The following is an 11,329-nucleotide window of genomic DNA, read 5'->3' on the forward strand; positions in this document are numbered from 1 at the left end:
AAAATTTCACCGACAGGGGGTCGCTGGTGCGTTGTCAGGGAAGGCATGCCTATGCTGTGACGGTGAGTGGGAACCCAGCCTGGCCCGGACCGGAGGCCGGTCGCACGCCCAGGGTTGGCCTGTCGACCTCGTCGGTTTACCCCGAGTCCACGGCCAGCTGCTTCGAGCTGGCGAGCCGGTTGGGCTACGACGGCGTCGAGGTGATGGTCGGCATCGACCCGGTGAGCCGCGACGTGGACGCCCTCGTGCAGCTGCGCGAGTACCACGGCGTCGACGTCCTCTCGATCCACGCCCCGACCCTGCTGGTCACGCAGGGCACGTGGGGCAACGACCCGTGGGAGAAGCTCGAGCGCTCGGCTCTCGCCGCCCACCGGCTCGGGGCCGACTCGGTCGTCGTGCACCCGCCGTTCCGCTGGCAGCGCTCCTACGCGCAGGGGTTCATCGAGGGGGTCCGCCGCCTCGAGCGCACCACGGGCATCATCTTCGCGGTCGAGAACATGTTCCCCTGGCGCGGCCCCCGCGGCACCGAGGTGCGCGCCTACTCGCCGGGGTGGGACCCGACGGAGCGCGACTACGACCACCTCACCCTCGACCTGTCGCACGCGTCGACGTCGAAGCAGAAGTCGCTCGACCTGGTCGACGCCTGGGGCGAGCGCCTGACCCACGTGCACCTCACCGACGGTGACGGCTCGATCGCCGACTCCCACCTGTTCCCGGGCGAGGGTGACCAGGACGCGCACAAGGTGCTCGCCACGCTCGCCGCCCGCGGGTTCGCCGGCCACGTCGTCCTCGAGCTGAACACCCGCTCGATCGGGTCCCGCTCGGCCCGTGAGGAGGCCCTGGCCCGCGCCCTCGCGTGGAGCCGCGAGGCGCTGACCGTCCGGGTGGTGCGGTGAGCTCGGCCGCACCCGCGGCGTCCCCGGCACGCCCCCTGACCGAGGTGCTGCTGGTGCTGGGCGTCTCGCTGGGCCAGAGCGCGGTCTACTCGCTGCTGTCGATCATCGAGAAGCTGACCCGCGACGTCCCGCTCAACCAGCAGACCACGTCGATGAACAACTCGGTTACGCCCGACCGCAGCTGGCTCGACCTGGCCTACCAGCTGGCCGGCATCGCCTTCCCGCTCGTGCCGATGCTGCTCTCGCTGTACCTGCTCAAGCTCACCGGTGACCGGGCGGGGATCGGCTTCGACCTGCGGCGTCCGGGCTTCGACCTGGGCCGCGGCTTCCTGGCCGCGGCGGTCATCGGCATCCCCGGCCTGGCCTTCTACTTCGCCGCGCGCGAGCTCGGCTTCAACACCAACGTGGCCCCGGCCAACCTGGCCGCGAACTGGTGGACGATCCCGGTCCTGGTCGGCTACTCGCTGATGAACGGCCTGCTGGAGGAGGTCGTCATGCTCGGCTTCGTCCTGAAGCGGTTCGAGCAGATGCGGATGGGCCCGTGGGTCGCCATCGCCGTGAGCGCGGTGATCCGCGGGGCGTACCACCTGTACCAGGGCTTCGGCGGCTTCGTGGGCAACATCGTGATGGGCCTGGTCTTCGGCTGGATGTACAGGCGCTGGGGCCGCGTGATGCCGCTCGTGGTGGCGCACGTCATCCTTGACCTGGTCAGCTTCATCGGCTACGCCCTCGTCGCGCCGTACACCGACTGGTTCTGACCGAGGCAACACCGTGGGACGCCTCGCGGCGGCCCGGGGGCCCCGCCGTAGGATGGCCCCCATGCGTGTTGGAGTCTTCGGTGCGACCGGTCAGGTCGGTCAGGTCATGCGTGCCCTCCTGGAGGAGCGCGACTTCCCCCTCGACGAGGTGCGGTTCTTCAGCTCGGCCAAGTCGGCCGGCAGGACCATCCCGTTCAAGGGCAAGGACGTGACCGTCGAGGACACCGCCACCGCCGACCTCAGCGGCCTCGACATCGCCCTGATGTCGGCCGGCGCCACCATGTCGCGCGAGTACGCCCCGAAGGTCGCCGCGCTCGGCGCGACCGTCGTCGACAACTCGTCGGCCTGGCGCAAGGACGACGACGTGCCGCTGGTCGTCAGCGAGGTCAACCCCGAGGACGCGATCAACCCGCCCAAGGGCATCATCGCCAACCCGAACTGCACCACGATGGCCGCGATGCCGGTCATCAAGCCGCTGCACGACGCCGCCGGCCTGACGCGCCTCACGGTGGCCACCTACCAGGCCGTCTCCGGCTCGGGCGTCAAGGGCGTCGAGGCGCTGGCCGACCAGGTCGCCGCCATCGAGGACCCGCGCCCGCTGGCGCTGGACGGCTCGGCCGTCGAGGCCGGCGACACCGCCCCCTACGTGGCGCCGATCGCCTACAACGTGGTCGCCATCGCCGGCTCGATCGTCGCCGACGGCTCCGGCGAGACCGACGAGGAGCAGAAGCTCCGCAACGAGTCCCGCAAGATCCTGCACCTGCCCGAGCTGCTGGTGTCCGGCACCTGCGTGCGCGTCCCGGTCTTCTCCGGCCACAGCCTGGCCGTGCACGCCGAGTTCGAGCGCGACATCACCCCCGAGCAGGCGACCGAGCTGCTGGCCAACGCCCCGGGCGTCCAGCTGGCCGAGGTGCCCCAGCCGCGGGTGGCGGCCGGCGCCGACGACGTGTTCGTGGGCCGCATCCGCCAGGACCAGGGCGTCCCCGGCAAGCGCGGCCTCGTGCTCTTCCTGAGCGGCGACAACCTCCGCAAGGGCGCCGCGCTGAACGCGATCCAGGTCGCCGAGATCCTGGCCGGCCGCAAGTGAGCCACACCGCCCTCATCGGCACCGGCGTGATGGGGGAGACCCTGCTCGCCGGGCTGCTGCGCGCCGGGTGGGCGCCCACCTCGATCGTGGGGGCCGACCGCCGCGAGTCCCGCCGGCAGGAGCTGGAGGGGTGCTACGGCGTCCGGTGCGTGGAGTCGCCCGCCGACGCCGTCGACGGGGCCGACACGGTGCTGCTGGTCGTCAAGCCCCAGGACGTCGCCGACCTGCTGCCCGCCATCGCCCCGCACCTGGCCGAGGGCGCGCTGCTCGTGTCGCTGTGCGCCGGCGTCACCACCGCCCAGCTCGAGGTGGGACTGCCCGAGGGCACCCCCGTCGTCCGGGTCATGCCGAACACGCCCGCCCAGGTCTCCGAGGGCATGGCCGCGGTCTCCGCGGGCGTCCACGCCGCCGAGGTCGACCTCGAGAAGGCCGTCCACATCATGGAGGCGGTCGGGCAGGCGGTGGTCGTCCCCGAGAAGTACCAGGACGCCGTGACCGCCATCTCCGGCTCCGGCCCGGCCTACCTGTTCTTCGTCGTGGAGGCAATGATCGACGCCGGCGTCATGCTCGGCCTGCCCCGCGACATCTCCACCAAGCTGGTCAACCAGACGATGTTCGGGTCGGCCAAGCTGCTGGTGGAGTCCGAGCAGCACCCCAACCTGCTCCGCGAGATGGTCACCTCGCCGGCCGGCACCACCGCCGCGGCGCTGCGCCACCTCGAGGAACGCTCGGTCAAGGCCGCCTTCATGGCCGCCATGGAGGCCGCGCGCGACCGCTCGGCCGAACTGGGCCGCGGCTGAGCCACCGTTTGGCCGGTACCGGCACAGCGAGTAGGATGCTGTCCTTGCGGGCCCCGTGCGGGCGCGCACACCATCAAGAGTTCCCCGCCTCCAAGGTCTGGGGGCGTGCAGAGGAGAAACACACGTGGGTTCGGTCATCAAGAAGCGTCGCAAGCGGATGGCGAAGAAGAAGCACCGCAAGCTGCTGAAGAAGACGCGTATCCAGCGCCGCCGCGCTGGCAAGTGATCTTCGGCGGCCCATGACGCTTCCGGGCACCCGCGTGGTGGTCCTGACCCGTCAGGGGTGCCACCTCTGCGACGACGCGATCGCAGTCATCGAGACGGTCTGCCGGGAACGCGATGTTCCTTGGCAGGCCGTCGACGTCGATTCCGACCCCGAGCTCCGGGCGCAGTACACCGACCACGTGCCGGTCACCTTCGTCGACGGGGTGCAGCACGCCCAGTGGTTCCTCGACGCCGACCGCTTCGCCGCCGCGCTCGCCTGAGCGCCTATCCTTACCACCATGCAGCCCACGATCGTCCACGTCTGCCGTCACGGACAGGTGCAGAATCCTGAGCACATCCTGTACGGCCGCGCCCCCGGCTACGGGCTGAGCGACCTGGGCCGGCAGATGGCCGAGCGGCTGGGCGAGTACTTCGCCGAGACCCCGCTCGACAGGCTCTACGTCTCGCCGCTGCAGCGCGCCAAGGAGACCCTGGCGCCGATCGCCGCCCGCCACCCCGACCTCGACATCACCGAGGAGCCGCGGGTCATCGAGGCGGCCAACCACTTCGAGGGCCGCACCTTCGGCCGGTACAACCAGAAGCTGCTCAACCCGGCCAACTGGTGGCACTTCCGCAACCCCATGCGGCCGAGCTGGGGCGAGCCCTACCGGCTGATCGCGGCCCGCATGCGCGCCGCGCTGGGCGACATGGCGGCGTCCGTGCCCCAGGGCGGGCAGGCGCTCGTCGTGGCCCACCAGCTGCCCATCTACATCGCCCGCCTGGACGCCGAGGGCCGCAGTTTCGTGCACAACCCGGCCAACCGCCAGTGCCGCCTGGCCTCGGTGACGAGCTTCCACTACCTGGACGGCCGCGTGGTCAAGGTCGAGTACGCCGAGCCGTGCGCCGACCTGTACCCGGTCAACCAGAAGATGTTCCGGCCCGGGATGTGAGGCGGGTGACCCTGCGTCGACACCGGTCCGTGCGGCTGCTGGCCGCGCTTGCGGCGTCCGTCCTCCTGGCCGGGTGCGCGTCCGGCCCGAGCGCCGAGGGCGGCTTCGTCGGCGGGGACGGCTCGCTGACCGTCGTGCCCGTCGCCGAGCGCGAGCCCGCCCCGCAGGTCACCGGCGAGCTGCTCGGCGGTGGGTCCTTCGACTCGGCCGACCTGTCGGGCAAGGTCATCGTCTACAACGTGTGGGGCTCCTGGTGCGCGCCCTGCCGCAAGGAGGCCCCCGCCCTCGAGGCGGCCGCGCGAGCCACCGCAGACACGGCGCAGTTCGTCGGCATCAACACCCGCGACCTGTCGCAGGAGCCGGCCCTCGCCTTCACCCGCGCGTTCGGGGTGACGTTCCCGAGCGTGTTCGACCCCGACGGCCGCGAGTTGCTCAAGTTCGGCACCCAGTTGCCGCCGAGCGCGATCCCCAGCACGATCGTGGTGGACGCCGAGGGCCGCGTCGCCGCCCGCGTCCTGGGCGAGACCACCGAGGCCACGATCCGCGGCCTGGTCGACGACGTGGCGGCCGGGAAGTGACGCCCCTCGACCTCGGTGACTGGTTCGCGGCCGCGGCCGGCGGCTCCATGCTGCTGGCCCTGCCCGTCGCGGTCGTCGCCGGGGTCGTCTCCTTCTTCTCCCCGTGCGTGCTGCCCCTGCTGCCGGGCTACCTGTCGTACGCGACCGGGCTCGCGGCGTCCGACGTCGCCCGCGCCGACGGCCACCGCGGCCGCATCCTGCTGGGCACCAGCCTGTTCGTCGCCGGGTTCGCGCTCGTCTTCGTCTCGACGGGCGCCCTGTTCGGCGGCCTCGGCAGCCTGCTGTTCACGTGGAGCCGCGCGATCTCGATCGCGATCGGCATCGTCGCCATCGCGCTGGGCCTGGTCTTCGCCGGGGTGATCCGGTTCGGGCAGGGCACCTGGCGCGTCGGCGGCGGCACCGCCCCGGCGGTCGGGCTGGCCGCCGCGCCCCTGCTCGGCATCGTGTTCGGCCTGGGCTGGACGCCCTGCATCGGCCCGACCCTGTCGGTGGTGCTGACGCTGGCGCTCAACGAGGGCACCGCCCTGCGCGGCGCCGTGCTCGCGCTGGCCTACGCGCTGGGCCTGGGCGTCCCGTTCCTCGTCGCGGGGCTGGCCTTCGACCGGTTCGCGGGCACCATGGAGTGGGTGAGGCGCCACCAGGGGCTGCTGCAGAAGCTCGGCGGCGGCGTGATGGTGGCGGTGGGCGTCCTGCTCGTCACCGGCCTGTGGGACCACCTCATGGGCATCGTCCGGCAGTGGGTCTCGGCGTACGGGGTGTTGATCTGATGGCGTTGGTGAGGTTGTTCTGGGCGCAGCTCACGTCGATGCGCACGGCGTTGATCCTGCTGCTCGTGCTCGCCCTCGTGGCGATCCCCGGCTCGCTGCTCCCGCAGCGTCCGGTCGCGCCGATCCGCGTCAACGACTGGAAGACCGCCAACCCGGCCGTCGCCGACCTGTACGAGGCCCTGGGCCTGTTCGACGTCTACGGCTCCCCGTGGTTCGCCGCGGTCTACCTGCTGCTCACCGTGTCGCTCATCGGCTGCATCGTTCCCCGCATCCAGGTCTACGCCAAGGCCCTGCGCCAGCCGCCGCCCCGCACGCCCAAGGTGCTCGGACGCCTCCCCGCCAGCGTCGCGGGCACCTCGGCCCTCTCGGCCGACGAGGCGCTGACCGCCGCCGAGGGCGTCCTGAAGGCCAAGCGGTTCCGCACCCGGCGCGACGGGGACTCCGTGGCCGCTGAGCGCGGCTACCTGCGCGAGTTCGGCAACATCCTGTTCCACCTCAGCTTCGCCCTCATGCTCGTCGGCGTCGCGTGGAACACCCTGTGGGCCTACAAGGGCGAGGTCATCGTCGTCGAGGGCCAGGCGTTCAGCAACAGCCTCACCCAGTACGACGACTTCAGCGCCGGCGGCGCGTTCCGCCCGGCGAACCTCCAGCCCTTCACGATCTGGGTCGACTCCTTCACCGCCAAGTTCGAGACCGGCGAGGTCCAGCGCGGCGCCGCGCGGGTGTTCGAGGCCGACGTTCGGGTCGCCCACGGCGACGGCTCCACCGAGACCGCCCGCATCGAGGTCAACCACCCGCTCGTGGTCGACGGCACGCAGGTGCACCTGATCGGCCACGGCTACGCGCCGGTGGTCACCGTGACCGACGCCCAGGGCAACACGGCCTACTCGGGCCCGGTGGTGTTCCTGCCCCAGGACGGCAACTTCACCTCGCTCGGGGTGATCAAGGCCCCCGACGCCCGGCCCAACTACCTGGGCTTCGAGGGCTTCTTCCTGCCCACCGCCATCGTCGACGAGATGGGGCCGCGCTCGGTGTTCCCGGACGCCCTCGCCCCCGAACTGTTCGTCAACGTGTGGACCGGCCCGGTCCGCGAGGAGACCGGACGCCCCGAGAGCGTGTACTCCCTCACCAAGGACGGCCTGGAGCAGATGCGGACGCCCGACGGCAACGTCGTGACCTTCCGGATCGCGCCCGGCCAGGTCATCGACCTGCCCGACGGGTCCAGCCTGTCGTTCGACGACTGGCGGCGCTGGACGAAGCTCCAGGTCTCCAACGAGCCCGGCCTGTGGCTCGTGATCGGCTCGGTGCTGCTCTCGGTGCTGGGCATGATGCTGAGCATGTACGTGCGTCCGCGACGCCTGTGGCTACGGGCGACGGAGACCGCCGATGGACTCCGGGTCGAGGCCGGCGGCCTCGATCGGGCAGAATCATCGGTGGGACTGGCCGACGACGTGGCCGAACTCGCGGCGTCCGCCGGACTGGCCGATGCAGCCCTGACCCAGGAGGTGGCCCCATGACCGAGGCGTACTCGAGCCTGCCGATGGTGTTGTCGGCGGTGATCTACCTGCTGGCGATGACCGCCCACGCGATCGAGTGGGCCTCCGCCCGCAAGCCGGCCACCGACCGCGAGCAGGTGCTCGTCGGGGCCGGCGGACCCGAGGTGGCCGCCCCCGCCGAGAACGAGTACCGGGTGAGCCTGTTCGGCCGCATCGGCGTCGCGCTGACCGTCGTCGGCGCCGGTTCGCACATCGCCGGCGTCGTCCTGCGCGGGCTGGCGGCGGGCCGCTGGCCGTGGGGCAACATGTACGAGTTCATCACCAGCTCGCTCGCGTTCGCCGTGGTGTTCTACCTCGTGCTCGTGTGGCGCCGCGGCTGGTCGTGGCTGGGCCTGCCCGTCACCCTGCTGCTGTCGGTGGGCCAGGGGCTGGCCGTGACCGTCTTCTACGTCGCGATCGCCCCGCTCGTGCCAGCCCTGCACTCGGTGTGGTTCATCATCCACATCGTCGCCGCCGCCATCGCCGGCGCCGCCTTCAACGTGGGCGCGATCGCTGCGATCCTCTACCTGATCCGCGACCGGGCCGAGCGCAAGGGAGCCGTCGGCGGCTACCTCGCCCGCCTGCCGAAGGCCGCCGCGCTGGACGACTTCTCGTTCCGGGTGCACCGCTTCGCCTTCCCGCTGTGGACGTTCACGATCCTCGCCGGCGCCGTCTGGGCCGACTACGCGTGGGGCCGCTTCTGGGGCTGGGACCCGAAGGAGACCTGGTCGCTGGTGACCTGGGTCGTCTACGCCGCCTACCTGCACGCCCGCGTGACCGCCGGCTGGAAGGGCACCCGCGCCGCCTGGCTCGCCGTGCTCGGCGTGGTGACGTTCTGGTTCAACTTCATCGGCGTCAACCTGCTGACCGTCGGCCTGCACAGCTACGCCGGCATCTGACCGCGGGGTCGCGCGGCGATCTGGGAGACTGAACGCCGTGCGTACCTTCGACCTGATCGTCATCGGCTCCGGCTCCGGCAACTCCATCGTCGACGAGCGCTTCGCCGACTGGGACGTGGCCCTGATCGACGACGGCGCCCGCTTCGGCGGCACCTGCCTCAACTACGGCTGCATCCCCACCAAGATGTTCGTGCTGCCCGCCGACCACCTGCGCGCGCCCGGCGCCGCCGCCGCGATCGGCGTGGACGCCCCGCAGCCGACGGCCGACTGGGCGACGGTCCGCGACCGCATCTTCGGGCGGATCGACCCCATCTCCACCGGGGGCGAGGCGTGGCGGGCGCAGGCGTCCAACGTCACCCTGTACCGCGACACCGCGCGCTTCGTGGCCGAACGCGAGCTCGAGGTCGCCGGCGAGCGGATCACCGCCCCCCTGATCGTGATCGCCGCCGGCTCGCGCTGCACCTCGCCGGCCTCGATCGAGGGCCTCGACGAGGCCTGGTCGTCGGGCCGGGTGCACAACTCCGACACCATCATGCGGATCGACGACGTCCCGCGCCGGCTGGCCATCATCGGCGGCGGCTTCATCGCCGCCGAGTTCGCCCACGTGTTCAGCGCCTTCGGGTCGCAGGTGACGGGGGTCGTGCGCGGTGACCGGATGCTGCGCCACGAGGACGAGGAGATCTCCCGGCGCTACACCGAGGCCGCGGGCCGCGACATGACCCTGCTGCTGGGCCACGCCACCCGCCGCGTGGAGACCGGCGAGGACGGCGTCCGCGTGCACGTCAGCGACAGCTCGGGGGCCGAGCGGGTGGTCGAGGCCGACGTCCTGCTCGTGGCCACCGGCCGCCGCCCCAACAGCGACCGGTTGGACGTGCGCGCCGGCGGCATCGCGCTGGACGAGGCCGGCTTCGTGCTGGTCGACGCCTGGCAGCGCACCTCGGTCGAGGGCGTGTACGCGCTCGGGGACGTGTCCTCGCCGTGGATGCTCAAGCACGTCGCCAACCACGAGGCCCGCGTCGTCCAGCACAACCTGCTCCACCCCGACGCACCTATCACGGCGAACCACGCCGCGATCCCGCACGCCGTGTTCGGCCACCCGCAGGTGGCCTCGGTGGGCATGACCGAGGCCGAGGCGCTCGCCTGTGGCGAGCAGGTCGCCGTCGCCGTGCAGGAGTACTCCACGACCGCCTACGGCTGGGCGATGGAGGACACCGCCAGCTGCGTGAAGCTCGTCGCCGACCGCGAGACCGGCCTGCTCCTGGGCGGGCACATCATCGGCCCGCAGGCCTCCACGCTGATCCAGCCCGTGATCCAGGCCATGGCCACCGGGCTGACCGTGCAGCAGATGGCGCGCGGGCAGTACTGGATCCACCCGGCGCTGACCGAGGTCGTCGAGAACGCGTTGCTCTCGCTCGGGATCGACCAGTGAGGCGCCGCGGCCTGGCCGCCGGCGTCCTCGCCCTGGCACTCGTCGGGTGCGCCCAGGTGCAGCCGGGAACGGGGCCCACCCCCACGGGACCGGTCGACGGGCCCACGGCCGCGGTGACCGCCGGGCCCACGCCCGTGGCGTCCGGTGCGACGGGGACGTCGTCCCCGTCCGCCACGGCCGGCGTGACCACGTGCGCCGACCTGGCCGGTTCCCTGGACCTGCGCGCGCAGGCCGCGCAGCTCGTCATGGTCGGCATCCACGGGGAACTCGACGCGGCCGAGGCGGCGGCGCTCGAGGAGTATGGGTTCGGGTCGGCGATCCTGATGGGCAACACCACGCACGGCGTGGCCGGCACCAGGCAGCGCACCGACGCCATCCAGGCGGCAGGCAAGGGCCAGGTGCTCGTCGCCGTGGACCAGGAGGGTGGGCTCGTCCGCCGGCTGAAGGGGCCCGGTTTCACCGACATGCCGTCGGCGGCCGAGCAGGCGAAGCTGGACCCGGCCGAGCTGTCCGCGGCGGCGCAGACGTGGGGCGCGGAGATGGCGAAGGCCGGCGTCCACCTCGACTTCGCGCCCGTCGCCGACGTGGTGCCCGCCGCCAAGGTCGGGACGAACGAGCCGATCGGCAAGATCGGCCGCGGCTACGGCACCACCCCCGAGCAGGTGGCCGCCAACGTCGAGGCCGTGGTGACCGGGTTCCAGCGCGGCGGGATCGCGGCCTCGGTCAAGCACTTCCCGAACCTGGGCGAGGTGGTCGGCAACACCGACTTCGCCACGAAGGTCGTCGACGACGTGACGACCCGGGACGCCGCCTCGCTCGAGCCCTACCGGCGCGCGATCGCCGCCGGGGTCGAGACCGTCATGGTCGCGACCGCGTGGTACCCCCTCATCGACGCGGACGCCCCGGCCGCCTTCAGCCCCGCCGTGCTGTCGATCCTGCGCGACGACCTGGGGTACACCGGCGTGATCGCCAGCGACGACCTCGGCGTGGCCAAGGCCGTGGCCGACGTGCCGGCCCGGGAGCGGGCCGTCCGGTTCGTGCGGGCGGGTGGGGACCTGGCGGTGGCCGTCGACGTGGCCCCCGCGGAGGCGATGGTGGACGGGCTCGCGGCGGCCGCCGCCGACGACGCCGACCTGGCGGCCCGGGTGGCCGAGTCCGCCGGCCGGGTGCTCGCGCTGAAGTCGCAGTTCGGCCTGGCCGCCTGCGAGGTCGTGGTCGGCTAGGAGCCTGCTGAACAATCTGTCCGCGTGCCCACGGGACTGACCGGCAGCTGGCTGGAATTGTTGGGTTGTGCAGGGTGAGTCGAGTCCGCAGCGGGATGTGTTGGACGTGGAGTCGCTGGCGGGGCATTTGTTGCCGGCTGGCAGCGTGTTCCGGTTCTTGGCCGAGCACCGGCACCGCCTGTTCCCGGACGCGTTGTTCGCCG

At 72.1% G+C, this 11,329-nt stretch carries 13 protein-coding genes; all 13 read left to right on the forward strand.

From position 1 onward, the window contains the following. Positions 1 to 62: 62 nt before the first annotated feature. The 13 genes from H5397_RS12055 to H5397_RS12115 all read left to right on the forward strand — a co-directional run bounded on the left by H5397_RS12055 (position 63) and on the right by H5397_RS12115 (position 11,126). Positions 63 to 896 (forward strand): sugar phosphate isomerase/epimerase, encoded by an 834-nt coding sequence (locus tag H5397_RS12055; protein WP_309224356.1) that lies wholly within the window; start codon positions 63 to 65, stop codon positions 894 to 896. Beyond that, positions 893 to 1,654, forward strand: a complete 762-nt coding sequence (locus tag H5397_RS12060) for a CPBP family intramembrane glutamic endopeptidase (protein WP_309224357.1) — start codon at positions 893 to 895, stop codon at positions 1,652 to 1,654. The genes H5397_RS12055 and H5397_RS12060 overlap by 4 nt, the downstream gene beginning before the upstream one ends. Before the next feature lie 52 nt (positions 1,655 to 1,706). Next, positions 1,707 to 2,741, forward strand: coding sequence for an aspartate-semialdehyde dehydrogenase (locus H5397_RS12065; protein WP_182817728.1), 1,035 nt, complete (start codon positions 1,707 to 1,709; stop codon positions 2,739 to 2,741). Beyond that, complete coding sequence (proC, locus tag H5397_RS12070) at positions 2,738 to 3,541, forward strand: pyrroline-5-carboxylate reductase (RefSeq protein WP_182817713.1); 804 nt, start codon at positions 2,738 to 2,740, stop codon at positions 3,539 to 3,541. The genes H5397_RS12065 and proC overlap by 4 nt, the downstream gene beginning before the upstream one ends. A gap of 124 nt (positions 3,542 to 3,665) precedes the next feature. Further along, positions 3,666 to 3,767, forward strand: coding sequence for a 30S ribosomal protein bS22 (locus H5397_RS12075; RefSeq protein WP_002550589.1), 102 nt, complete (start codon positions 3,666 to 3,668; stop codon positions 3,765 to 3,767). A gap of 34 nt (positions 3,768 to 3,801) precedes the next feature. Further along, positions 3,802 to 4,026, forward strand: a complete 225-nt coding sequence (locus H5397_RS12080; protein ID WP_309224358.1) for a glutaredoxin family protein — start codon at positions 3,802 to 3,804, stop codon at positions 4,024 to 4,026. Positions 4,027 to 4,044: 18 nt separating this feature from the next. Then, positions 4,045 to 4,695 (forward strand): histidine phosphatase family protein, encoded by a 651-nt coding sequence (locus tag H5397_RS12085; RefSeq protein WP_182817715.1) that lies wholly within the window; start codon positions 4,045 to 4,047, stop codon positions 4,693 to 4,695. Between the two features lie 11 nt (positions 4,696 to 4,706). After that, positions 4,707 to 5,273, forward strand: coding sequence for a TlpA disulfide reductase family protein (locus tag H5397_RS12090; protein WP_220492241.1), 567 nt, complete (start codon positions 4,707 to 4,709; stop codon positions 5,271 to 5,273). Between the two features lie 47 nt (positions 5,274 to 5,320). Beyond that, on the forward strand, positions 5,321 to 6,040 hold the full coding sequence (locus H5397_RS12095; RefSeq protein WP_220492242.1) for a cytochrome c biogenesis CcdA family protein: 720 nt from the start codon (positions 5,321 to 5,323) through the stop codon (positions 6,038 to 6,040). Next, a complete protein-coding gene (locus tag H5397_RS12100; protein ID WP_220492232.1) occupies positions 6,040 to 7,557 on the forward strand; it encodes a cytochrome c biogenesis protein ResB in 1,518 nt (505 codons plus the stop codon). The genes H5397_RS12095 and H5397_RS12100 overlap by 1 nt, the downstream gene beginning before the upstream one ends. After that, entirely contained in the window at positions 7,554 to 8,474 is a 921-nt protein-coding gene (gene ccsB, locus H5397_RS12105) for a c-type cytochrome biogenesis protein CcsB (protein WP_182817719.1), read from the forward strand. The genes H5397_RS12100 and ccsB overlap by 4 nt, the downstream gene beginning before the upstream one ends. Positions 8,475 to 8,511: 37 nt before the next feature. After that, positions 8,512 to 9,903, forward strand: coding sequence for a mycothione reductase (locus H5397_RS12110; RefSeq protein ID WP_182817721.1), 1,392 nt, complete (start codon positions 8,512 to 8,514; stop codon positions 9,901 to 9,903). Beyond that, entirely contained in the window at positions 9,900 to 11,126 is a 1,227-nt protein-coding gene (locus tag H5397_RS12115; protein WP_182817722.1) for a glycoside hydrolase family 3 protein, read from the forward strand. The genes H5397_RS12110 and H5397_RS12115 overlap by 4 nt, the downstream gene beginning before the upstream one ends. Positions 11,127 to 11,329 lie beyond the last annotated feature (203 nt).

It is taken from the genome of Propioniciclava sp. MC1683 (genome assembly GCF_014164675.1).
Taxonomy (GTDB): Bacteria; Actinomycetota; Actinomycetes; order Propionibacteriales; family Propionibacteriaceae; genus Propioniciclava.

What these genes read in the sequence shown, in the direction of transcription:
- H5397_RS12065 (WP_182817728.1), top strand. Translation starts at nt 1,707, where the DNA reads ATGGCCCCCATGCGTGTTGGAGTCTTCGGTGCGACCGGTCAGGTCGGT.
- H5397_RS12085 (WP_182817715.1), top strand. Translation starts at nt 4,045, where the DNA reads ATGCAGCCCACGATCGTCCACGTCTGCCGTCACGGACAGGTGCAGAAT.
- ccsB (WP_182817719.1), top strand. Translation starts at nt 7,554, where the DNA reads ATGACCGAGGCGTACTCGAGCCTGCCGATGGTGTTGTCGGCGGTGATC.
- H5397_RS12095 (WP_220492242.1), top strand. Translation starts at nt 5,321, where the DNA reads ATGCTGCTGGCCCTGCCCGTCGCGGTCGTCGCCGGGGTCGTCTCCTTC.
- H5397_RS12100 (WP_220492232.1), top strand. Translation starts at nt 6,040, where the DNA reads ATGGCGTTGGTGAGGTTGTTCTGGGCGCAGCTCACGTCGATGCGCACG.